Here is a 23722-nt window from a genome sequence, read left to right on the forward strand (position 1 = left end):
GGTGTCAGGACCCGATGGCGATGGCGAAGACGTGCATGGTCGGCACGTTCGCCGCGGGCCGTGCGCTGATGTTGGGCAGCACGACCTGGGTCACCGCCTTGCTCTGCAACGCGACGCCCACGTAGTAGATGCAGGCCGCCGTGGCCTGGCGGGCGTTGTTGGGCCGGTTCTGGTAGGCGGACACGATCGCGGCGGTCGCCCCGGACTGCGGCCCGCCGTACCAGTCGGGCGTGCTCAACGTGAACGTCTGGCGGGTGCCGTCGGCGTACACGACGGTGCCGGTTCCCGACACGGCGCCGTAGGTGCCGGTCACGAGGAAGCCGAGCGTGCTGCCGGTGCCGCTGACGCCGATGGTCTGGCCCGAGGCGATGGCGTTGTCGGCCGTACCGGGGCTGACGTTGGGCCAGCGGAAGTTCACACCGTTGCGGCTCACCGTGCCGCCCGGGCTGGCGCCGGCCTGCGCCAGGGCCTGCGCGGAGAGACTCGCGCCGTTGCCGTCGAAGTTCGCGACGTTGGTGTTGCTGTCGTTGCTGATGCCGGCGTTGGTGAAGCTCTGCTCCAGCGTCGGCGTGGCGACACCCGTGCTGCTGACCCGGTAGGTGCGTCCCGCCTGCACGGTCACCTCGACCAGGTCGGACTCGATCCGGGTGACCCGCGGTGACGTCCCGTCGGCGGTGTCGACGACGCTGACGGTGCCGGTCAGGAACCGCGACCGCAGGCGGACGGTGCCGGCACGGTCCGGTCGCACCAGCACCTCGGTGGCCGCGCCGCTCGCCCACGTGATGCTGACCGTGTGCCCACCGCGGGCGCGCAGGCCGGTCACCCGGCCGCTGGGCCAGGCCGGCGGCAGCGCGGGCAGGATGTGCAGCTCGCCGATGTGGCTCTGGAGCAGCATCTCGGCGATGCCGGCGGTGGCGCCGAAGTTGCCGTCGATCTGGAAGGGCGGATGCAGGTCGAACATGTTGGGGGCGAGCCGGGCGGTGGTGGCGAGGTAGCGGATCAGGTCGTGGGCCCGCTTGCCCTCCTCCATCCGCGCCCAGAAGTTGATTTTCCAGGCCAGCGACCAACCGGTGCCGTCGTCGCCGCGCAGCGCCAGCGTACGGCGGGCGGCCTCGAACAACTGCGGGGTGCCGCGCTTGGTGATCTGGTTGCTGGGCGCGAGCCCGTAGAGGTGCGAGATGTGCCGGTGGTTGGGCTCGGTCTCCACCCAGTCGTACAGCCACTCCATGATGTTGCCCCGCGAGCCGATCTTCATCGGCGCGAGCCGGTCCCGGGTGGCGCGGACCTGGGCCCGGAAGGTGCTGTCCACGTTGAGGATCTCGCTGGCCCGGGCGACGCCGTCGAAGAGGTCGCGCAGGATCTGGTTGTCCATGGTCGGGCCCGCGCACACGCTGGCGTTCGCGTGGTGGCTCAGCTCCGGCGAGTTCGACGGGTTGGTCACCAGATAGCCGAGGGTCGGCTCGGTCACCAGGGTGTCGAGGAAGAACTGCGCGGCGCCCTTCATGGCCGGGTAGTTCGTCCGCAGGAACTCGACGTCACCGTTGAACAGGTAGTGGTCCCAGATCAGCGTGGACAGCCAGGCGCCGCCGGTCTGCCACATGCCCCAGAACGCGCCGTCCACGACGGCGGTCGCCCGCCACGCGTCGGTGTTGTGGTGGGTGACCCAGCCGCCGGCGCCGTACTGCACCTGGGCGGTGCGCGCGCCGGCCACCGACAGGTCGCGGACCATGTCGAACACCGGGTTGTGGCACTCGGCCAGGTTGGTCGTGTTGGCCGGCCAGTAGTTCATCGGCAGGTTGGCGTTGATCGTGTACTTCGAGTCCCAGGAGGGGGTGAGCGAGTCGTTCCAGATGCCCTGGAGGTTCGCCGGCTGGGTGCCGGGCCGCGACGACGAGATCAGCAGGTACCTGCCGAACTGGAACAGCAGCGCGGAGAACTGCGGGTCGTTGACGCTGTTGTGTTGCGCGATGCGGACGTCGGTCGTCTGGTCGGCGGCGGAGGTGCGGCCGAGGTCGAGGGTCACCCGCCCGAACAGCGACTGGTAGTCGGCGACGTGCCGGCTGCGCAGCTGGTCGTAGCTGTAGGCGCGCGCCGCGCTGAGGCGCTGGCGGGCGATGCCCCCGTAGTCGCCACCGACGTTGCGGTAGTTGACGTAGCTGGAGCCGATCGAGATGAGCAGTGTCACGCTCGTCGCGTTGGTGACCCGCAGGGTGCCGCCGGAGCTGGACACGGTGCCCCCGCTGACGGTGGCGTTGGCCAGGGCGAGGAAGCGGACCTGCCCGGTGACGCCCTCCTGACTGCCGGAGACGCCGTCGAGGCCGATCGTCGTGCCGTCCGGGCTGGACACCGTCGTACGTTGGGGGCTGTCGAAGGTGGCGGTGAAGCTGATCGAATTGCTGCGGTCGGCGGTCAGTCGCATCGCGATGACCTGGTCCGGCGCGCTGGCGAAGACCTCACGCTGGTAGCGGATGCCGCCCAGGACGTACGACGTCGTGGCCGTGGCGGTGGTGAGGTCCAGCGTGCGGTTGTGCTGGGACGCCCCGCTTGCCGAACCAAAGGCCAGCCGGAGGTTGCCGACGGTCTGGTACGCCAACTGCCCGCCGGGGTTGCCCATCATGGTCTGGTTGATGAGGTCCTGGGCCTGGGTCCACTGGTTGGCGTTGACCAGTCGCCGGATCTCCGCCAGCGCGGCGGCGCCTCGGGTGTTGCTGGGGTCGTGCGGGCCGCCGGCCCACACGGTGTCCTCGTTGAGCTGGAGTCGCTCGGTGTCGACGTTGCCGAACACCATCGCGCCGAGCCGGCCGTTGCCGATCGGCAGGGCCCGCAGCCAGTCGGTGCCGGCGCCCTCGTCGTACCAGAGGGCGAGGTCGTTGGCCGCCAGCACCTGCGGCGGCGCGACGGAGTCAGCTTGGGCGGTGGCCGTCCAGGGCAGCGGGAGCAGGGCGCCACCCGCGCCGGCCGCGCCGATCTTGAGGGCCTGCCGCCGGGTCAGGTCTGACATCGATCCTCCAAACGGTGACCGGTACGGCCACCCACGCGCGACAACGACGACCCCCGATAGTGGATCCGCGCGGTGGCACCGGCCTCGCTGCGCAGGCCGTCGGCAGACCCTCGGACGGTCAAACGTCCGATGTGTTTCGGGAAGATTACTCCGGTGTCACGCAATAGGCAACGGTCGATAGCCCGGAGGATCACGGGCGGCGACCCGACCCTAATCAGGAGAGTTCGGACTCGCCCGGAACGGTGGCGGGGGCAGGCGGCCACGGTGGACACACGTGCCGTCCACACGACTCGCCAATACATCTGATGATTCTTGTCGACGGCCGGTGGAGGTGGGCACGCAACAGCACCGCCGCGCCGGATCCGGCGGACGGTGGGGTGGTGCGCCGGCACCGCTCACTCGGGCGGCGTGGCCCCCGACTGCTCGCTCACCATGTACGTCGCGTACCAGTCGGGCCAGTTGTCGTCCCACTCGCCGGTGCGCTTCTCGTGCTCGCCGTGGGCGGCGGCCGCGCGCCGCAGCGCGCTCGCCAACTCGCTCGCGGACCCGTACGACGTCAGGTCGCCCTCGACGCGCCCCGGCAGCCGGTTCGTGATCTCCTGCATCAGCCAGGTGTTGCCGTCCGGGTCGCGGAACGTGGCACGCGAGACGTAGCTGCGCCGCTCGGGGTCCGGGCCGTCGGCCGGCCCGTCCGGCGTCACGTGGAAGACGCCGCCCACGTCGACACCGGCCGAGGCGAGCGCGTCGCGGGCCGCCTCGATGTCCGACACGACCAGGTACGCCGTCGCCGAACCCGGCGTCGCCGACGTGAGCTGAGCGCCGAACTGCACCGAGCACGCGGAGCCGTGCGGCGTGAACTGGACGATGCCCGGCGGCGTCTGGTCGAGTCGCCACCCGAGGCCCTGGTAGAACCGCTTCGCGCGGTCGGCGTCCGAGACTCCGATGACGATCACCTCGACCTTGACGTCGAGGCCTGCGACATTCGACGCGGCGCTCGCGTCGCCAGCCTTCGGGCTCATCTCGGCCTCCTGGATCGCGTGCGGGCACCGCCGTCGGCGATCACCACGCTACGTCCTGTGCCGGCGGCGGTTGCGGCGTTTCCCGCATCAGCCGGGTGCCACCCGTGCCGCTCTGCGCACCCCGAGCAGGGCGACGAGGGCGAGGAGGATGACGGCGACCGAGTACTCGTCGGCCGTCTGCGGCAGACCGCCGGCGTAGACGACGAGGAAGCCGGCGATCACGGTGGGAAGGCCGAAGCCGACGTAGCAGACGACGTAGAGCAGCGACAGGACGCTGGCGCGTTCGTGCGCCTCGACCAGCGGCATGATCGTCTTGAGACTGCCCTGGAACCCACCGCCGAAGCCGACGCCGCCCAGCGCGAGGCCGACGAAGAACCCGGGAACGGACTCGGCCATGACCGAGAGCACCGTGACGACCATGCCCAGGATGAGGGCGACGATCCCGGTCAGGATCACGGTCCGCGCCGCGGTGTTGCGCAGCACCAGGACGGCGACCGACCCGAAGAGCGCGAAGACGAAGAGGACCAGGCCGGCGACCACGATCGACGGCTCCATCAGACTGTGGACGAGCGCCGGGCCGAGCGCGCCGAAGAAGCCGGCCAGCGCCCAGACCGCGAACAGCACCGGAGCGACGACCAGCACCGGCCCGCGTACGGGGCGCGGCAGCCTGATCTCGGGTCGCAGACTGCGCCGAGCACCCGGCATCGGTGTGACGGTCTCCGGCATCAGGGCGACCCCGACGGCCTGGATCAGCAGGACCGCAACGAGGACGACGTACACCAGCCGGGTCGGCGCGGGCAGGTAGCGGATGAGCAGCGCCGAGAGCAGAGCGCCACTGCCGGTGCCGAGACCGGGCGCGATCGAGTTCGCGAGCGTCCCGCGCACACGGTTGATGTCCAGCATCGCCGCGCCGACCGCCCCCGTGGCGGCACCCGCCGCGAGCCCCTGCACGAGGCGGGCGACCACCAGGGCGGGCACGCCGTTGGCGATGATGAAGACCAGCAGCGAGAGGATCTGCACGGCGATCGCGACGGCCAGGACGGGACGCCGGCCCACGTGGTCGGAGAGCTTGCCGAAGATGAGCAGCGACGCCAGCACCGCGAGCGCGTAGACCGCGAACACCGCGGTGGTCGTGACCGGCGAGAAGTGCCAGCGCTCCTGGTAGATCCCGTAGAGCGGGGTCGGCGCCGCCGAGGCGGCCAGGAACGACACGAGGATCGACGCCAGCAGCACCAGCGAGACGTTCGGCGCGAGTCGTGCCCGCCCCGCGATCGACATGTCGGTACTCCTCGTGCTGCGCGGCGCGCGTCGGGCTTGACGGCCGCAGCGGCGTACCCGGTCTGCCGCGTCGCATGCGGCCCGGCCTACTCCTCGCGCTCCTCGGGCCGCGGCCGGAGGTGCTCGCGCAGCGCCGCCGCGATGTCGCCGGCCGCGCGGAGCTGCTCCGGTGTGAGAGCGTCGACGAACAGCTCCCGGATGGTGCGCAGGTGCCCGAAGGTGGCCCGCTGGAACGCCTCGGCCCCGGCCGGCGTGAGGATCACCTGCGCCCCGCGCGGGACGGTTGCGTACTCCTCGCGCCGAATGAGCCCGCGTCGTTCCATCCGGCCCAGGTGGTGCGAGAGCCGGCTCCGCTCCCACCCGATGTGTGCGGCGAGGGCGGAGGAGCGCATCCGCTCGTCGGGCGCCTCGGTGAGGGCGAGCAGGACGGCGTAGTCCCCCGAGGAGAGGGAAGTGTCGACCTGGAGACGTGACCCGACCCGGGAGGTGAGCCTCTCCGTCGTCTCGACGAAGTCCCGCCAGATCCGCAGCTCCTCCGCGGTCGGCAGCTGGCGGCCCCTCCGCCGCTCGGGTGTGGCGCTCACCATGTGTCTCTCCCGGGGAATTGACGCGTCAATCAGCAGGTTAGCATCATTGACACGTCAACAGGGGAAGATCACTTCCCCGCGGTCGACGGCGAGGATCGCCGAGGAGGAGACATGACGGCGAAAGGCTTCGAGCTGGGGCTCAACTCGTTCGGCGAGGTGGCCACCGACGGCGACCGGACGCTGAGCGACGCCGAGACCGTACGACTGCTCGTGGACGAGGCCCGGCTCGCGGAGTCGGTCGGGCTCGACGTGTTCAGCCTCGGCGAGCACTACCGGGAGGGCCACAACGACTCGGCCACACCCGTCCTGCTCGCGGGGATCGCGACGGCTACCGAGCGGATCCGCCTCGGCACCTCGGTCACGGTCCTCAGCACGAACGATCCGGTACGGCTCTACCACGAGTTCGCCACCCTCGACGCGGTGAGCGACGGCCGCGCCCAACTGGTCCTCGGGCGGGCATCGGCGACCGAGTCGTTCCCGCTGTTCGGCTACGACCTGGCCGACTACGAGCGGTTGTTCGAGGAGAAGCTGGACCTATTCCTACGGCTTCAGCGCGACGAAACGGTCACCTGGTCCGGGACGGTACGCACTCCCCTGGTCGCCCAGCGGCTGCACCCACGGATGCGGCCGGGCGGCATCCCGACCTGGATCGGCGTCGGAGGAAGCCCCAACTCGGTGGTCCGCGCCGCCCGTCACGGGCTTCCCCTCATGCTGGCGATCATCGGTGGGCGTCCCCAGCGGTTCGCCGGCCATGTCGACCTCTACCACCAGGCGCTCGCACAGTTCGGGCAGCCGGAGCAACCGGTCGGGCAGCACTCGCTCGGCCTTGTCGCGGACACCGACGAGGAGGCGGTGGAGACCTGGTGGCGGTACTGGCAGCCGACCGTGGCGCGGCTCGCCGAGGAGCGCGGCTTCTACAAACCGGACCGCGCCCGCTACGAGGCCGAGATCGACCACGGGGCGTTGTTCGTCGGCTCGCCGGGGACGGTCGCCCGCAAGATCGCCACGATGGCCCGCGACCTGCGGCTGAATCGGTTCGACCTGAAGTACGACATCATGCACCTGCCTCGCGAGGCACGGGCGCGCACCATCGAGCTGCTGGGCAGCGAGGTCGCGCCGCGGGTCCGGGAGCTGTTGGCGAAGGAGCCCACCAATGTCTGACCTCGTGTTCGGCCTCGACACCTTCGGTGACGTACCGGAGGACGACTTCGGCAAGCCCGTGTCGCACGCCGCCGCGATCCGCCAGGTGGTCGACGAGGCGGTGCTGGCCGACGACCTCGGCGTCGACGTGATCGCCCTCGGCGAGCACCACCGTCCGGAGTACTCGGTGTCGACGCCGGAGACGGTGCTGGCGGGCATCGCCACCCGCACCTCGCGGATTCGACTCTCCTCCGGTGTCACGGTGCTGAGCTCCGACGACCCGGTCCGGGTGTTCCAGCGTTTCGCCACTGTCGACGCGCTGTCGCACGGCCGGGCCGAGGTCATCCTCGGCCGGGGCTCGTTCACCGAGTCCTTCCCCCTGTTCGGCTACGACCTGGCCGACTACGACGTGCTGTTCGAGGAGCGGATCGAGCTGTTCGCGAAGCTGCTCGACGAGCAGCCGGTCACCTGGAGCGGCACCACGCGCGCCCCGCTCACGGACGCCGACGTCTTCCCCAAGACGGAGTCGGGGCACCTCACCACCTGGGTGGGCGTGGGCGGCTCACCCCAGTCGGTGGTGCGGACGGCCCGGTACGGCCTGCCGCTCATGCTCGCCATCATCGGCGGCGCTCCCGACCGTTTCGCCCCCTACATCGACCTCTACCGCCGGGCGGCCGACCAGCTCGGCACCACCGCGCACCCGGTCGGGATGCACTCGCCCGGCTTCATCGCCGACACCGACGAGGAGGCCAAGGAGCTGTTCTGGCCGCACTACCGGGTCATGCGGGACCGGATCGGCGCGCTGCGCGGCTGGCCACCGATCCGCCGTACGGAGTTCGACGCCGAGGTCGAGCACGGCTCGCTCTACATCGGCTCGCCCGAGACGGTGGCCCGCCGGATGGCCGGTGCCATCCGCAGTCTGGGTGTCGGCCGGTTCGACCTCATCTACACCGCCGGAGCGCAGCCCGTGAGCGCCCGGATGCGCGCCGTGGAGCTGTACGGCTCGCGGGTGATCCCCATGGTCCGCGACATCCTGGCCAGCTGACCCACCGGCCGACCCCTCTGGAAGGACGACATGTTCGACAACGGTCACGACCGACCCCGGACCCTCGCCGTGCTCGGTGCCGGCAAGGTGGGCACCGTCCTCGCCCGGCTCGCGCTCGCCGCCGGCTACCGGGTGCTCGTCGCCGGCTCCGGCGACCCGGCGAAGATCGCCCTGACCATCGAGGTGCTCACGCCCGGGGCGGTGGCCACCACCGCCGTCGACGCCGTGGCCGGTGCCGACATCGTCATCCTCGCCCTGCCCCTGGGCAAGTACCGTGCGCTGCCCGCCGAGGCGCTGCGCGGCAAGCTCGTCGTCGACGCGATGAACTACTGGTGGGAGGTGGACGGCATCCGCGACGACCTGACCGACCCGCGCACCTCGTCCAGTGAGATCGTCCAGGCGTTCCTGGCCGACGCGCGGGTGGTCAAGGCGTTCAACCACATGGGCTACCACGACCTTGAGGACGAGGCGCGGTCGACGGGCACGGCGGGCCGCAAGGCCATCGCGATCGCCGGTGACGACGAGGCCGACCTCGCCACTGTCGCGTCCCTCGTGGACGATCTCGGCTTCGACCCGGTCGTCGCTGGCCCCCTCGCCGAGGGGGTACGACTCGAGCCGGGCAGCGAGTTGTTCGGCGCCAACGTGAGCGCCGACGAGGTGCGCGCGATGCTCGGCCGCTTTCCGGGGTCGGAGCGCGGCCGGGCAGTCGCCGCCGCGCGGGCCCGCACGGGCGACGGTGACGATGCCCGGTCGGCCCCCGAGGCGCCCGCCTGACCGCCCGTCCCTCTCAGAGGTCGTCGTCGAACGCCGTACGCGGGTCGAGGTGCCGACCCCGCTCCTGCGCGGCGGCGTAGGCGTCGGGGCCGAGCGCCTCGATCGCGGCGTCCCGCACGGCGGCGAGGTCGGCCGCGTCGTCCGGATCCGGCACCTGGCCGAGGGCCGCGAACGCCGCGTCCGCGAGGCCGACCATGAGCGCCGCTCGCGGGTGGTCGCCCTCGGCGGACGCGAGCGCCGCGCCCGCCACGCAGACGTACGGCACGAACTCGTCCCAGCCGTGCCGGAACACCCGGGTACGGCTGAGGGTGAACAGCCTCCTCGCCTCGGCGAGATTGCCCAGGCCCAGCTCGCAGAAGGCCAGGTTGTGCGTCTCGGAGTTGACGGTCTCCGGCCGCCCCAGCGCCTCGTTCAGCGCGATGCTCTCCCGGTACAGATCCCGTGCCCGGGTCAGGTCACCGGCCATCCGCGCCACCGCGGCCAGCACGTGCCTCGGCCGCTCCTCCAACGCGCGATCGCCGGAGCGCACCGCGACGTCGAGCGCCTGACGCGCCCGCGCCTCCCCGAGCGTCAGGTCGCCGCCGCGAATCGCCACCCGCGCGAGGCTGTACCGGGCCTCCACCTCGCCCGCCGCGTCGCCGACGGTCCGGGCCCGCTCGATCTCGGCCGTACTCATCCGCACGACTTCGTCGGTCTCCCCCCGCCGAAAGGCCGAGCGGACGTCGTCACTGAAACTCACGGTTGATGTCCCCTCGTTGCTCGCGCAGGGTGGCGTCGCCCGCTCCGCGGTGCCGGCCGTCTCGTCAGCTGGTCACGCATGAAAGGCGGTCCAGTTTTCCAGGAGGCGAAAGCCCATCGACTCGTACAGTGGCCGGCCGAGCGCGCTGCTCTGCAGGTACGCCGCGTCCGCGCCGGTCGCCACGCCGTCGCGCAGCACCGTCTCGGTGATCGCCCGACCCAGGCCACGACCGCGCGCGCCCGGGACGACGGCGATGTTGAACACGCCGACCACCCCTCGGGTGCGCATCCCGAGACCCGTGCCGAGGGTCTCGCCGGCCTCCTCGTACAGGTAGCCGTCGATCCGTTCGGCGTCGAGCACGGCGCCGCCCATCAGCGACCCGAACAGACCGTCCGGGGCGTCGAACCCCCTGGTGAGGACGTCCGTGTACCGATCGCTGTCCGCCGCGCCGACCCGGCGCACGCGCTCGCGCTGCGCCTCGTCAGCCCGGTAGACCAGCTCGCCCGCCGTGCAGGCCAGCAGCGGCAGCTCGCTGCGCTCGGAGAGCCCGTGACGGCCGGCGAGATCAGCCACCGCGCCGTCGGCGTCTTCCCGGACCATTATCGACCAGGTCTCGATCTGCCGGGCCACCTCGGTCGCCATCGTGTCCAGCGAATCGAGGTCCGGCTCCCGCGACAGGTCGTACGCCACGTTCAACGTCGGCGCTCCCGCATGGGTCACCGCCGCACGGGCGGTGCCCCGCTTCGCGTACCACCCCTTCGGAGTCGCCCCGCACAGATCCTCGATGGCATCGTCGTACGCCGCGGCCATCCGATCGGCGATGGTGTTCATGGCCCTCCCCCAGACGGTCTCCACGAAGGCAGAAAGATAGCCGCAGCGGTGTGACCTGCGCGAATCGAGGTCCGGTGGGACGGCGGGTGGGTCAGCTCCGGGGGGCGCCGCGCCTGCGCCGCCGCAGCCCGTGCCGCAGGCCCTGACTGGTGGCGCCATGGAAGATGATCATCACGACCACACCGATCAGGCCGAGCAACGGGGTCACCAACCAGCCGAGCACCCCGGTCAGGCCGTAGAGGACCAGGCCGACGATCGGGCGGGCCTCCTGCACCCGGACCTGCTCCTGGTCGACGGTGTCGGCGCGCAGGGCCGGGTGGCGGCGCACATAGGCGAAGAGCACCCACCAGGGCGCCGACATCAGTGATGCGGCGAACGCGTACAGGACGACCGCCACGCGCAGATCGTCGGTGTTGCCGTCGGCCAGCGCCGACGCCAGGACGGCTGTGGGAAACGGGATGATCACCACGCCGAAGAGGATGCCGAGGTTGATCGAGCTGAAGGCGGGGGTGGTGCCCCGGACCATCTGGAGCACCGCGTGATGATTCAGCCAGAGAACACCGACATAGATGAACGACACGACGAAGGCCAGATACGACGGTCCCTCCCCGAGCAGACCCTCGGCCAGTCCACCCTCGTGGAAGTCCGGCACCCGCAGATCCAGCACCAGCAGGGTGATGACGATGGCGAACACGGCGTCGCTGAACGCTGCCAGACGGCCCGCGTCGGTCACCGCGGGACCACTGTCGCCTGCCTGAATCCCCCGTTGAGCTGCGGACATTGCCGCATGCTAGCAGTCACTGATCGGCCACCGAGGGTTATCGTCGGGGCGGCGCGGGCCGGCCTCGTCCTTCGTGGACCACGGGTGGGCGGGAGCGGCCGGACCGTCCCCGCCCACCCGATGGCTAGCTGGCGTACGTCTCGAACTCGCCGACCCGCGGCACACCACTCGAGCTGTTGATCTTAAAGGTGATCTTGCTCAGTGCCGTCGCGGAGAACGTGATCACGCCCGCACCGCTACCGGAGGCCAGGACCGCGCCCGTGTCGTGGTTGACGAGCTGCCAGGAACCGATGGAGCCCTGGGTCCCGGAGGGCTCCCGAATGATCACCCGGGACACCCGGGTGGCCGATCCCCACTTGATCGAGATGGAGCCGGTCGATCCGGCCGGCGACCAGTAGGTGCCGATGTCGCCGTCGCGCACGTTGCCGTAACTGGTGCCGCTGGCCTTGCTGGAACCGTCGGCACCGGCACCCAGGCTGAGGTTGGTCCCGCTGGGCGGGGGCGTCGTCGCCGGTGGCGCGGTGGTCGGTGGCGCGGTGGTCGGCGGCGCGGTGGTCGGCGCAGCCGTGGTCGGCGGCGGCGTCTGCGGCGAGCAGCTCCCGTCGGAGACCCGCAGGCCCGTGTTGGCGCCGGCCGTCTGCCGGACGACATCCGGTACGCAGCTCGCGCCGTCGAGGCGGTACGCGTACGGGATGCTGACTGTGGTGTTGGACGTCGGGTTGGGGCCGGCGGGGTAGTTCTCGCTGCCGGCGCTGGACCAGGTGACGTTGTCGAACGTGTTGCCGCTGACCTGCCAGTAGCCGCGCTCGTTGGTGTAGAAGGTGCCCAGGACGTCCTTCGAGTTGCGGAAGTAGTTGTTCTCCACCTTGGCCCGCGCGCCGGCCCGGGAGTTGATGCCGGACTCGTGGAGGCTCACGTAGTGGTTGTTGTAGATGTGCGCGATGCCGCCGCGCAGCAACGGCGTACGGGAGTCGATGTTCTCGTACAGGTTGTGGTGGAACGTGATGAAGCCGTTCGAGAGGTCGCTCTCGCTGGAGCCGATGAGGCCACCACGACCGGAGTTGCGCAGGATGCTGTACGACAGGGTCACGTACTGGGTGTTGTCCTTCATGTCGAACAGGCCGTCATAGCCCTCGGACTCCCCGCCGGACGCCTCCAGGGTGACGTGATCGACCCAGACGTTGCGGACCGTGCTCTCCATGCCGATGGCGTCTCCGCCGTTGGACGTGGGCGAACCCGACTTCTTGACGTTCCGGACTGTCACGTTCTGGATGATGATGTTGCTGGAGTCACGGATGTGGATGCCCAACTGATCGAAGATCGCGCCGCTGCCGACCCCGATGATGGTGACGTTGCTGATCTGCTTGAGCTCGATCACGCCGTCGGCGGTGTTACAGCTCGAACCCGACACCTTGCTGGTGTTGCCGTGGTTGATCGTCCCCGTCACCTCGATGGTGATCGGGGTGCTGCTGCTGGCTCGCCCGCACAGCGCCGCGTGGATCGCGGTGCCCGTGCTGGCCCGTACCGTCTGCCCGCCCGCGCCGCCGGTGGTCCCGCCGTTCTGGGTGGCGTAGCCGGTGGCGGTGCCGACCGCCGCCGACGCGTGCGGGATGGACAGTGTTCCTCCGACCGCGATCCCGACAGCGGCCGTGGCCAGCGCCGCCTGAAGTCGCAGTGCGACTGGTCGTCTCATGTCGCGCCTCCTTCGTCATTCGTCTCGATGTGCCGACGGCAGCGGCGATCGACGCGTCGACCCTCCACGGGTACGCGATTTCAGTCGATCACTGTGCATTGACGGCAATCAATTGTTTGCTCGTCGCCGAGAATGTCATCGCCCTGGCGTGCGCGGCGAAGCCGCTGGCCAAACGGCACGTCGCCGGAAGCGCATCCCGATGCGCGCCCGCCCAGTTCGAGATGAAACATCGATGTAACGCAATCGTAGGAAAGCGGTTTCCCTCTGGGCAAGGGTTAGCGTTTGCAGGTTTTTTGCAGACGCTTGTCGGGCCAGCCCGGGTCAGCGCCCCGGCGCAGCCCGACACGATCAGGGGACCAGCCGTGCCGCCCCCCGGCTCATTGACCGGTTCGTCCTAATCTCAACACGTTCATGACTCACATCGGCCGGTCGTCGACACCGATCCGCGGCGCGATGACACCTGACGGCACCCGTTCTGAGCAGCCACGGAGGATGAAGATGGGTGGTATGGCCAGGCGTCAGTTCGTCCGGATCTCCGGGACGGCCGGCGCCACGGGACTCCTGGGCATCATCGGCGCGGACCGGGCGCTGGCCGACGGGGGCCAGGGCCCCGAACCGTCCCCGCCGGAGCCCGGTGGCGCCCCCTGCCCCACGCCCTCACCCCTCTGTGGCTACCCCGGCGACACCGGAGGCAGGTTCGACCTCTGGGACCGGGTGCAGGTCTGCGAGGGCACCAGGACCGGCCCTCCGTTCCCCCAGTGCCTGAGCACCACCCCCACCTACGTGATCCTCAATGGAGGATCCGGGTCGAACCACGACTTCCTGCTGGTCCCCAGTTGTCGGATCCGCGGCATCGAGTGCCCGTTCATCACCACCGCCAGCGCACCGAACTACTGGCTCGACGCGTGGGACAACGCCCAGCCGGGCCAGCCGGGACACGTCGTCTATCCCCACCTCGGGCTGGGCATCAACTCGGCCGACCCGACGATCCGTACGCAGGACCAGCTGCACATCCACCTGGCCGGGATCCACTCGGGCATCCAGACCCAGCTGAACACCCACGACAGCACGATCACGAACGACCCGTCGCGGTGGCGCAACCAGATCGTGCCGATCTGGGGCCTGACGAGCACCGGCGCTGCCGCTCCCCGCTCGTACCGGGTGCTCCACGTCGCGAACCTGAACGCGAACCTCTTCCGGCTCCTGCTCGACAGCGTGGTGCGGCCGACCGGAGCGACAATGGCGGCGCAGATGATGGCCGTGACGCCCCGGCTGATCGGCAGCGGCGGTTTCTACGTCCTGAACAGCGAACCCGGCCTGCCCGTCGCCCCCGGCCAGCCCGGCGGCACCGGGACCGTCGACTTCCTGCTCGCGTACGCCTGACGCATTGACAGGCACCACTTGACGAAATAAATTCCTGGCAACAAGAAACTGTTTCGTACGCTCGCTGTGCGGCACTCACCCGCGAGCCCGCGAATGAGCAGCGAGGCCGGCCCGCTCCAGGAACCGGCCGACGGAGGAGGGTGCCACAGTCCCGCTGGACCCGTTCGCCGCACCATCGCGGTCCCGCCGCCGCTCGCGCATTCGCGACCGGTGGCGCGAGACCCCATCTGGTGCCGACATCCCGGCCGACGCACCGGCGTTCCCCCGGTGTTCCCTCCGCGCCCGTCCGAGCGACGCGAGGGTCGGCGATCGGCGGGTGATGTCGAGGGTTGCCACGCGGGGCTGAACTGGACAGGCGAATTCCCGACAACGCCCGCCGCCACGCTTGGGAGCGCTCCCGAGCACCTGACGAGGTACCGCCTGACGCTCTGCGAACGACCGATCCACCGGATCCGTCGCCGCCACCACCCCCTGCAGGAGAAGGCTCATGAGAAAACGAAGAGTCACAAACGCCGCGCTGGTTTCGGCCGGCGCCGTCCTACTGGCATCGACAGCTGTCGCCCTGGCGGCACCGGCCGGTGCCGCAGCCGCCGGCTGTGCGGTGAACTACGCCGTGTCGTCGCAGTGGGAGGGCGGCTTCGGCGCGAACGTCACCATCACCAATCTCGGCGACGCGGTCAGCGGTTGGACGCTGACCTGGTCCTACAGCGCTGGCCAGACGGTCACGCAGGCGTGGAACACGACCCTGACCCAGAGCGGCGCCGCGGTCACCGCCAAGAACGTCAGTTACAACGGGGCCATCCCCACCAACGGCACGACGTCGTTCGGGTTCAACGGCTCGTGGACCGGCAGCAACCCCGATCCGTCGAGCTTCGCGCTCAACGGTGTGACCTGCACCGGCGGCACGACGCCGACCACACCACCGCCTACCACGCCGCCCCCGACGACACCGCCGCCGACCACACCGCCACCCACCACCCCGCCACCCACCGGGCCGGCGGACATCACGGTGAACAGCGCCACCCGGTACCAGACGGTCGACGGCTTCGGGGCCGCGCAGTCCATCTGGGGCAGCGCCTGGTCGACGACCGACACCCAGACCCTGGTCGGGCTGGGCCCCAACCAGCTCGGGCTGTCCATCGTGCGCACCGGCCTCTCACCGGTGTCCAGCGAATGGTCGACCCACGTGAACTCGCTGAAGACGGCGAAGTCGTACGGGTCCGGCGTGAAGATCCTCGCCTCACCGTGGACGGCGCCGGCGGCGTGGAAGACCAACAACAGCCGCACCAACGGCGGCAAGTTGAAGACCGACTACTACGACGACTACGCGAACCATCTGAACAGCTATGTCCAGTACATGCGCGGCCAGGGCGTCACCATCGACGTCACGTCGGTGCAGAACGAGCCGGACTGGCACCCCGACTACGACTCGATGGACTGGAGCGGCACCGAGCTGCGCACCTTCGTCCGTGATCAGGGCACGAAGGTGCAGAACAGCAAGCTGATGGTCGCCGAAGCCGTCAACATGAACTACGGCTACACCGATCCGACCCTGAACGACGCGACCGCCCGGAACAACATCGGCTACATCGGCGGCCACCTGTACGGCACCGAGTCCGCGGGTCGGCTGGCGCCGTACCCCCTGGCGGCCCAGTACAACAAGCCGGTGTGGATGACCGAGTGGAACTACCACGAGGCGGACGGCAGCGGCTCCAACATCTGGGGCAACCCCGCCAACCTGGCGGTCTGGAACGAGACGCTCGACGACATCATGCGCACGGTGCACAAGTCGATGGAGGCGAACTGGAGCGCCTACATCTGGTGGTACGGCAAGCGTTACTACTCCTTCATCGGCGACGGCGAGGCGGCCTACGGCACCACTGCGGGCGCTCCGCTCAAGCGGGGGTACGCGTTCTCGCAGTACGCGAAGTACGTCCGGCCGGGCTATCAGCGGGTGGCCCTGACCAAGAGCTCCAAGGCCTCGCCGCTGGAGGTGACCGCCTACCAGGGCGACGGCAAGATCACGCTGGTGATCCTCAACCGGTCGAACAGCGCGGTCAACAACGCCGTGATCCAGGCGCCGCAGAACGTCAGCAAGGCCGAGTACTACCTCACCTCGCAGAACGCCAACGCGGCCAGCCAGCCGACAAGCGTGAACGGAGGACAGGCCACCATCACCGTCGGCGCACGCAGCATCTCGACCCTCGTGTTCACTCTCTGACCGCTTCCGCGAGTCAGTCTCGGCGCGACCGGGCGTGGGGGTGTGCGCGACCGTGCGCTCCCCCACGCCCGAGGCCGCCAAGGTCCCGGCGTCGCAGGGCCAGATCCACTGCGGCGTCGGACCAGCACGGATGATCGAACGTGAAGCCCGCGGCGGAGAGCCGACCCGGGGCGACGCGCCGGCTCTTCAACAGCAGTTCGGTGTCCGACCGGAGCACTAACGCGCCGACCTCCGCCATCAACCTGGTGGCCGGCAGGCCGACCGGCATCCGCCAGGCCGACCGCAGCGCCCGCATGAATTCCCGCTGTGGCACCGCGCCGGGCGCGGCCAGGTTCACGGGCCCGGCGAGGTCGTCACGGTCGATCAGAAGGCACACCGCGCGGACGAAGTCCCGGTCGTGGATCCACGAGACGTACTGCCCACCGCCCGCCACCGGGCCACCGAGCCCGACCCGCGCGAGCCAGCTCAGCACATCGAACACGCCACCGCGGTCGGGGCTCATCACCATTGCCGAGCGCAGCGCGACCTTGCGGGTGTGGGGGGTCGCCGCCCGCTCCTGCGCGGCCTCCCAGTTCTGGGCGATCTTGACGCTGTACGACCAGTACCCGGGCACGCCGTGTTCGCCGCCGCCGAGCACCCCGTCGTGCTCGTCGTTCGCGGCGTCGAAGCGGTGCGCATAGATGGTCGCGGTGCTCATCTGCATCCACACCCTGGGTGGCCGCTCGGCCGCGGCGATGGCCTCGCCGACAACGCGCGCCGACTCCACCCGTGAACGCATCATGGCGTCGAGGTTCTCCGGGGTGTACCGACAGCTCACGCTGCGGCCGGCCAGATTGATGACCACATCGCTGCCGTCGACCTGCCGGGCCCAGTCGCCGAGCGTGACGCCGTCCCAGCGAACCTGACGCGCACCACTGGGCGAGCGGGTCAACAGCACCACCTCGTGACCCTGCGCGGTCAAGGCCCGGTCCAGGATCGCGCCCACCTGGCCGGTGCCGCCCGGAATGACGATCTTCACGGTCGATCCCCGACCGACACCAGTTTTTGAACATGTTCAACCATGCTCCGAGCGTACGGCTGAACAGCCGGCGGATCAAGATCGGTCGCCGGGGCTCGTCCCTCGCGGCGGGGAGCGCCTTCCCCGACAGGAGGGGACCGCTCCCGGCGGTGCCCCGCGAGGATCGGAGGCATGACGACACCGACAGCTACCGCGCGCGGGAGCGGCAACCACCTGACCTCCGCCGTACTCGCCTGGGCCGTGGCCTACGGCGGTGTACGTCTGGCGTGGACGATCGGGGAGGCGCCGGAGTTCGGCCCGTTCGGGTCCGACCTGCTCGGCTTCACCGGCTGGTGGTCGGTGGCGCTGTGCCTGGCGGCAGGGGTGACGGCGGTGGCCCTGGACCGGGTGGCGACCTGGCGGCCGGTGCTCGCGGGATCAGCCTGGGCGCTCGGCGGGGCACTGGTCGCGGCCGCCGCGATCCTGCTGCCGGAACTGGTGAGTCTCCTGCTGTTCGCCCCCGGCCCGTCCTTCGATCCAGTGGCCTTCGCGAGCCGGCTCGGGTGCGTCACCGGAGCGGCCCTGCTCGGCCTGGCCACCGCTCGCTACCAGCGCCGCACGCGGGGCGACTGCCCCAACTGCTGCCGGACGGGCCCACCCGGCCGGCGGCGTTCGGCACCCGCGCCGTGGGCACGCTGGGCCGCGTACGTGGCGGTGGCCGGCCTCGTGACCCGGTTCGCGGCCCAGGCGGTGGTGGGCTTCGACGGCCTCACGCAGGACGCCTCGGTGATCGGGTTGGAGATCGGTCTGGTGCTGGCCGGGGTGCTGTTACCGCTGGCACTGGTGCGGCACTGGGGTGAAATCTGGCCGGGATGGGTGCCACTGCTCGCCGGCCGTACGATCCCCCGCCGGCTGCTGCTCGTGCCGGGCTTCGGGCTCGGGGCGGCCATCGTCGCCTATTTCGGCATGGGGCTGGCGCAGGTGGCGTCCGGGTCGGCCAGCGAGTTCTCCGACGCGTTCCTCTGGGTGGCCATGTCGGCGTACTGCCTCCTGGGGCTCGGCCTCCTCGCCGCGTCCAGCGACTACCACCTGCGCACCCGCGGCGCGTGCCCGTCCTGCGGTCGCTGACCGACCCGACTGCGCCACACGCCGTCAGCCGGTGTCGCGGTCGTGGACCTCCCGCCGGCGGGGCGCCGGATCCCGGCCGACGGAATCCTCCCGGGCCGGCACCGTCCGTTGGCCGCGTACGGTCGAGCGTGGCACGGGCGGAACCGGCAGCCGTGGCCCGTCGCCGGTCTCCGCGCGCAGGTGCTCCGTCTCCTGCACCAGGTAGTGCGGTCGGCGCTTGGTCTCGTAGTAGATCCGGCCGATGTACTCCCCGATCACGCCCAGGATCGTCATCTGGATGCCGCCGAGCCCGATCACGCTGACGATGATGGTGGTGTAGCCAGGAACGTCGATGCCCTTCTCGACGGCGTCCGCGACCACCCAGGCCATGTAGACGAGCGCGATGAGCGTGAGGAACAGGCCCCCGTAGATCGCCAGGCGCAGTGGCCGGTTGTTGAACGACAGCAGGCCGTCGAACGCGTAGTTGAAGAGCTTGCCGAACGTCCACCTGCTCCGACCCGACTGCCGGGTCTCGTTGGGGTGGGCCACCACCGCCGTCCGGAAGCCGATCCAGGAGAACAGTCCCTTGGAGAAGCGGTTGTACTCCGGCATCGCCAGGATCGCGTCCACCGCGAGTCGGGACAGCAGACGGAAGTCACCCGCCCCGTCCTGTAGGCGCACGTCGATCCACCAGTTGATCACCCGGTAGAAGGACCGCGAGGCGACCATCCGCACGAACCGGTCACCGCGCCGGTCCCGACGAGCGATCACCTGGTCGAAGCCCTGCTGGTACAGCATCACCATCTCGGGCAGCAGCCGCGGCGGATGTTGCAGGTCGGCGTCCATGATGACCACCGCGTCACCGGTGGCCCGCTGCAACCCGGCGAGCATCGCCGCCTCCTTGCCGAAGTTCCGGCTCAGCGACGTGTAACAGACAGCGGGGTCCGCGGCGGCGAGCCGGCGCAGCGCCGCGAGGGTGCCGTCCTCGCTGCCGTCGTCGACGTACACCACCTCGACGTCCACGTCGGGCAGCTCGGCGAGGGCGGCGCACACGGTCTCGTGCAGCCGCTCCACCGACGCCTCCTCGTTGAAGCAGGGCACCACGACCGACAGTCGCACTGTCGTCACCCCTTTCCGCCCGTGCCCGGGTGTCCGCCGCCGACGCCGGCCGGCCCGGCGTCCGCGCGGTCAGAGGTGGTAGACAAGCGTGCCATCGAGATCCTCCCGGGTGATGCCCAGCCCGTCGATGGGCCGGGCCGCCATGCCGTCCCACGGCGTCCCCGCGGCGCGGCTCGGCACGAACACCACCGACCGCACGCCGATGCCCCGCAGGTACGCCACGCTGCCCGCGTCGGGGAACGACGCCACAGCGGTCCGGGTCTGCGCCTGGCTGACCGGCTCGAAGCCGCCCAGACCGTTGGTCACCCGGGGGAACCCGTCGGTCGTCCACAACATGTACGTCAGATCGCCCACGCCGCCGGCCGGCAGCACCAGGATCGGGTCCTGCACCGTCCGCATCGCGGCCGGCGGCTGCGGCACGGCCGGGTGGGGTGTCCGGTTGACGCCCTCCAGGGTGACCATGGTCAACGGCACCAGCAGGACCAGCGGCGTGAGGATCCGCGTCCACTGGCGGGGCGAGGACTCGCGCAGCGATTCGGCGAGCGCCGTCACCGCACCGGCGGCCAGCACCGCCAGCAGCAGGCTCGTCCAGTGCATCATCCGCCCGGGGGTACGCAACGCGTCCCAGCCCGGCAGGAGCGTGGACAGTGTCAGGTAGCCCGGGTCGCCGTCACCGCCGAGCGTGGCGCCCAGACCCAGCAGCACCGTGCCGACCACGCCGAGCCCCAGCGCGACCCGGTGCCGCAGCGGATACGCCGAGAGGAACAGCCCGGCCGCGGCCAACCCGATCAGCATCATCCCCGGCAGCAGCGCCATCTCCGGCGGCCAGGACAACTGTTCGCGTGCGGCGGCGTGCCGCTCGCCCCACAACCACGAGTCGGCGGGCGCGGTGACGAACCCGATCAGCGGAGGCGAGAACATCTTCGTCCAGTCCAGCGTCCGCTCGGCCTGCGGGTTGAGATCGACGACGCGCAGGTAGACCATGCCCAGCAGCAGCGTCACCGCGCCGAACACACCCCCACCGATCAGATCGGCGAGCAACAGCCGCCGACCGAACGGCGGCCGCTCCCGCCGCCGCCACCAGGACCAGCCGTAGCAACCCGCCGCCACCAGCACCGCGGCCAGCAGGAAGTACACCAGCGGCAGGCCGATGCCGAAGCCGAGGGAGACCTGCCAGGCGGCGACCAGCCACCCGGCCACCGCCCAACCGGGCCGGCGCAGCTCCGGCCGGTACCCGTGGCGCAACGACCAGCCGTGACCCCGGGCCAGCATGGCCAGCGACAGCGCGATTCCCGCGCTGGACAGGATGTTCAGGTGCCCGGAGTGCGCCAACCGCCAGGGCGCGTACGCCCACGCGATCCCGGCGACCGCACCGCCCCACCGGTTCGCGCCGAGCTGCCGCGCCAGGGCGTACGCCCCGAGCGACGCCAAGGCGTGCAGCAGCACGTACAGCACGTTGTAGTGGATCACGGCGGCCGTGAAGCCGGAGCCGAGCATTCCCATCGGGGCGTAGCCGAGCAGGGTGTCGCTGTAGGCGTACGTGTACTTCTCGGGGTAGAACGTGTTGGAGTTCCAGAGGTCGGCCGGGCTGCTCAGCAGAGCGTGCCCCGACCAGGCGACCTGCCACGCCTGCAACAGCGGGTCGCCCAGGTCACCGGGGATCGTGCTCGCCGGGTGCCGCAGCGTCGGCCAGGTCAGCACCACCGCCACCAGCAGGCTCGCCAGGACCGCCACGGTCCATTCGTTACGGACCCAGCGCCATCGACCCCAATCGGCCGGTGGCCGGTCGTCGGAGACCGGCTCGGGCGGCACGTTCTCCGTGGTCGGTGGCGGGGTGGCGGACCGGATAATCATGAAATAGATGCTCTCCAATAGTGCTGCCCTTGTCCATCCGCTGTCCGAAGCGTGGATGCGCAGGCACGAGGTTCAACTGTCGGGTGCCGAGGGGGTGTCGCGGCCAGCGGCGACGGTGGCGCGGACGAGGTGCGTCCGCGCCACCACGCTGCCGGTTCAGCGGGTCGGGTGGCTACCCGACCCGGACCAGTTGCCACTGCTGGTTGTTGCCACCCCAGTCGGCATACTGCACGATGTTCCCGCCGTCGGCGGTGGACGCGCCCTGCACCTCGACGGCCTTGCCGCTGTTGCGGTTGATCAGGCGCAGGTAGCCGCCGGACGACTCGGCCAGCCGGAACTGCTGGTTCGTGCCGTTGCCGTCGCTCCACTGCACGATCGCCGCCGAGTCGGCGGTGGAGAAGTTGTAGACATCCAGCACCTTGCCCGAGTTGCGGGACTTCAGTCGGTAGTAACCGCCACCGGAGTCCACGAACTGCCACTGCTGCCACGCGCCGTCGTTGCGGGCCCACTGGTCGATCCGCGCGCCGTCGGTGGTCGCCCGCTCGTACACGTCGAGCGCCTTGCCGCTGTTGCGGTTCACCAACACGTACCAGGCGGTGGTGTCCACCCCGGTGCCCGGCGGAGGCGTGGTGGGCGAGGTGCTGCCCCCGTTGAGAGCGTTGAGGACGGAGGTGTACGCCGCCTTCTTGTTGCCCGAACCATCGAACAGCAGCGCGTTGTCGCTACCGCGCCAGGAGTCGCTGTCGCGCACGCCCCAGGTGGTGATGCCGGCGCAACGGGCGACGGCCAGGCAGGCGCGGGTGACCGAGGCGTAGATGTTGGCCTGGTTGGAGCCGGTCATCACGTCCAGCTCGGTGATCTGCACGTCGACGCCGAGGTCGGCGAAGCGCTGGAGGTTGGCCTGGTAGTCACTGGCCAACGTGGTGCCGAGGTGGGACTGGAAGCCGACGCAGTCGATCGGTACGCCGCGGGACTTGAAGTCGCGCACCATGTTGTAGATGCCTGTCGACTTCGCGTTGATGCCGTCGGTGTTGTAGTCGTTGTAGCAGAGCTTCGCGCCCGGGTCGGCGGCGCGGGCGGCGCGGAACGCCGCCTCGATCCAGTCGTTGCCGGTGCGTTGCAGGTTCGAGTCCCGTCGCCCGCCGCTGCCGCCGTCGGCGAACGCCTCGTTCACCACGTCCCAGGCGTAGATCTTGCCCCGGAAGTGGGTGGCGACCTGGGTGACGTGGTTGATCGCGGCGTTACGCAGCGCGGTGCCGGACATGCCCTGCGCCCACCCCGGCTGCTGGGCGTGCCACAACAGCGCGTGCCCCCGCACCCTCATGCCATTGGCCTGCGCGTGACTGACCAGACGATCACCACCGCTGTAGTTGAACGCACCCTGGGACGGCTCGGTGGCGTCCCACTTCATCTCGTTCTCGGGGGTGACCTGGTTGAACTCGCTGTTGAGGATGCCGACGTACTGGCTGTTGGAGAGCTTGCCCGTCGCGACGGCGGCGCCGAAGTAACGGCCCTTCTCGGCCGCCGAGGCCTTCAACGTCGTTCCGGCGCTGGCCATGGGCGCCAGCGCCATGGTCATACCCGCGGTCAGCGCGACCGCGAGGGTCGCCGTCGCCAGCAGAGCTTTCTTGGGTCTCATGTCGTTCCTTCTCAGTGGTTGCATCGGTGGTGGTGATGTGCCACTTCACTCAGGACGGACTGGTCCCGACGACAGGCGCCGGCGTGAGCCGAGGAATCCGGAGCGATCATCCTGGGCACTGCGCACAGCGCACGCAGCCTGGCCGGCGCTCGCCGGCAACCACGCGAGTCCTGAGACGACGTCCGCTGCCCGGGGACGCCGTGCTTCGAGGCGCGACCGCGGGACTCGCCCGGTGAGCCACCGACGCCGCCGACCTCTGCATCGAGAGTGAGCGATAACATGCTGTTCGTCAAGACGTAACGAGCCGGCCACATAGTCGCCCGGCCGAATCGGTTCGCGGAGCGTGTCCCATTGCCACCTGTCGACGTCCGGACGGGATCGGGTCGACGATCCGTGCCGCTCCGACGCTGTGGGTGCGCCGCGCGACGGTCTTGTTATCGCTCACAGTCCAGGTCACCTGCCCGGCGTACCACAGGGGCGCGGAGCGGGGACCCGCGCGCCGCACGCGCCCGGC

At 70.3% G+C, this 23722-nt stretch carries 19 protein-coding genes; 6 read left to right on the forward strand and 13 right to left on the reverse strand.

The genetic code is table 11. The features are described 5' to 3' along the window. Positions 1–4 precede the first annotated feature (4 nt). The 4 genes from AB0B39_RS10925 to AB0B39_RS10940 all read right to left on the reverse strand — a co-directional run bounded on the left by AB0B39_RS10925 (position 5) and on the right by AB0B39_RS10940 (position 5885). Positions 5–3001: a glycoside hydrolase family 95 protein gene (locus AB0B39_RS10925; protein WP_357492740.1), complete on the reverse strand. Its 2997-nt coding sequence runs from the start codon at positions 2999–3001 to the stop codon at positions 5–7. A gap of 395 nt (positions 3002–3396) precedes the next feature. Then, positions 3397–4020 (reverse strand): VOC family protein, encoded by a 624-nt coding sequence (locus AB0B39_RS10930; RefSeq protein WP_357574173.1) that lies wholly within the window; start codon positions 4018–4020, stop codon positions 3397–3399. Positions 4021–4107: 87 nt separating this feature from the next. Continuing rightward, positions 4108–5298 carry an MFS transporter gene (locus AB0B39_RS10935; RefSeq protein WP_357492744.1) on the reverse strand — a complete coding sequence of 397 codons (1191 nt, stop codon included), beginning with the start codon at positions 5296–5298 and terminating at the stop codon, positions 4108–4110. Between the two features lie 86 nt (positions 5299–5384). Further along, entirely contained in the window at positions 5385–5885 is a 501-nt protein-coding gene (locus AB0B39_RS10940; RefSeq protein WP_357574174.1) for a MarR family transcriptional regulator, read from the reverse strand. A gap of 111 nt (positions 5886–5996) precedes the next feature. Here AB0B39_RS10940 and AB0B39_RS10945 point away from each other — a divergent pair, with 111 nt between their 5' ends. From AB0B39_RS10945 to AB0B39_RS10955, 3 genes are read left to right on the forward strand one after another with little or no spacing between them, the layout of a single operon-like run. Then, positions 5997–7046 (forward strand): LLM class flavin-dependent oxidoreductase, encoded by a 1050-nt coding sequence (locus AB0B39_RS10945; RefSeq protein ID WP_357574175.1) that lies wholly within the window; start codon positions 5997–5999, stop codon positions 7044–7046. After that, on the forward strand, positions 7039–8070 hold the full coding sequence (locus tag AB0B39_RS10950) for an LLM class flavin-dependent oxidoreductase (protein ID WP_357574176.1): 1032 nt from the start codon (positions 7039–7041) through the stop codon (positions 8068–8070). The genes AB0B39_RS10945 and AB0B39_RS10950 overlap by 8 nt, the downstream gene beginning before the upstream one ends. 30 nt (positions 8071–8100) lie before the next feature. After that, a complete protein-coding gene (locus tag AB0B39_RS10955; RefSeq protein ID WP_357574177.1) occupies positions 8101–8844 on the forward strand; it encodes an NADPH-dependent F420 reductase in 744 nt (247 codons plus the stop codon). A gap of 13 nt (positions 8845–8857) precedes the next feature. Here AB0B39_RS10955 and AB0B39_RS10960 read toward each other — a convergent pair whose 3' ends face one another. The 5 genes from AB0B39_RS10960 to AB0B39_RS10980 all read right to left on the reverse strand — a co-directional run bounded on the left by AB0B39_RS10960 (position 8858) and on the right by AB0B39_RS10980 (position 13118). After that, the gene (locus AB0B39_RS10960) at positions 8858–9520 is read right to left on the reverse strand and encodes a tetratricopeptide repeat protein (RefSeq protein WP_357492754.1); all 663 of its coding nucleotides are present in this window, start codon (positions 9518–9520) and stop codon (positions 8858–8860) included. Positions 9521–9655: 135 nt separating this feature from the next. Then, on the reverse strand, positions 9656–10414 hold the full coding sequence (locus AB0B39_RS10965) for a GNAT family N-acetyltransferase (RefSeq protein ID WP_357574178.1): 759 nt from the start codon (positions 10412–10414) through the stop codon (positions 9656–9658). 91 nt (positions 10415–10505) lie between these two features. Beyond that, positions 10506–11195, reverse strand: a complete 690-nt coding sequence (locus AB0B39_RS10970) for a TMEM175 family protein (RefSeq protein ID WP_357574179.1) — start codon at positions 11193–11195, stop codon at positions 10506–10508. Positions 11196–11319: 124 nt separating this feature from the next. Beyond that, positions 11320–12888 (reverse strand): pectate lyase, encoded by a 1569-nt coding sequence (locus AB0B39_RS10975; RefSeq protein WP_357574180.1) that lies wholly within the window; start codon positions 12886–12888, stop codon positions 11320–11322. A gap of 80 nt (positions 12889–12968) precedes the next feature. Continuing rightward, positions 12969–13118, reverse strand: a complete 150-nt coding sequence (locus AB0B39_RS10980; RefSeq protein ID WP_357574181.1) for a hypothetical protein — start codon at positions 13116–13118, stop codon at positions 12969–12971. Positions 13119–13395: 277 nt separating this feature from the next. On the opposite strand from AB0B39_RS10980, the gene AB0B39_RS10985 reads away from it, so the two are divergent. Both AB0B39_RS10985 and AB0B39_RS10990 read left to right on the forward strand, forming a co-directional pair. Then, positions 13396–14271: a CDP-diacylglycerol diphosphatase gene (locus AB0B39_RS10985; RefSeq protein ID WP_357574182.1), complete on the forward strand. Its 876-nt coding sequence runs from the start codon at positions 13396–13398 to the stop codon at positions 14269–14271. A gap of 487 nt (positions 14272–14758) precedes the next feature. Next, positions 14759–16492: a cellulose binding domain-containing protein gene (locus AB0B39_RS10990; RefSeq protein ID WP_357574183.1), complete on the forward strand. Its 1734-nt coding sequence runs from the start codon at positions 14759–14761 to the stop codon at positions 16490–16492. Positions 16493–16505: 13 nt separating this feature from the next. Here the strand turns inward: AB0B39_RS10990 and AB0B39_RS10995 are convergent, their stop codons facing one another. Further along, complete coding sequence (locus AB0B39_RS10995) at positions 16506–17510, reverse strand: DUF1731 domain-containing protein (RefSeq protein WP_357492766.1); 1005 nt, start codon at positions 17508–17510, stop codon at positions 16506–16508. A 171-nt stretch (positions 17511–17681) separates the two neighbouring features. On the opposite strand from AB0B39_RS10995, the gene AB0B39_RS11000 reads away from it, so the two are divergent. Next, positions 17682–18617, forward strand: a complete 936-nt coding sequence (locus AB0B39_RS11000) for a hypothetical protein (protein WP_357574184.1) — start codon at positions 17682–17684, stop codon at positions 18615–18617. A 24-nt stretch (positions 18618–18641) separates the two neighbouring features. Here the strand turns inward: AB0B39_RS11000 and AB0B39_RS11005 are convergent, their stop codons facing one another. From AB0B39_RS11005 to AB0B39_RS11015, 3 genes are all read right to left on the reverse strand, one after another. Continuing rightward, positions 18642–19724 (reverse strand): glycosyltransferase family 2 protein, encoded by a 1083-nt coding sequence (locus AB0B39_RS11005; protein ID WP_357574185.1) that lies wholly within the window; start codon positions 19722–19724, stop codon positions 18642–18644. Between the two features lie 60 nt (positions 19725–19784). Continuing rightward, on the reverse strand, positions 19785–21569 hold the full coding sequence (locus tag AB0B39_RS11010) for a hypothetical protein (protein WP_357574186.1): 1785 nt from the start codon (positions 21567–21569) through the stop codon (positions 19785–19787). A gap of 172 nt (positions 21570–21741) precedes the next feature. Further along, a complete protein-coding gene (locus tag AB0B39_RS11015; protein WP_357574187.1) occupies positions 21742–23208 on the reverse strand; it encodes an endo-1,4-beta-xylanase in 1467 nt (488 codons plus the stop codon). Positions 23209–23722 lie beyond the last annotated feature (514 nt).

Source organism: Micromonospora sp. NPDC049114, assembly GCF_040648635.1.
In the GTDB taxonomy this organism is placed as follows: domain Bacteria; phylum Actinomycetota; class Actinomycetes; order Mycobacteriales; family Micromonosporaceae; genus Micromonospora.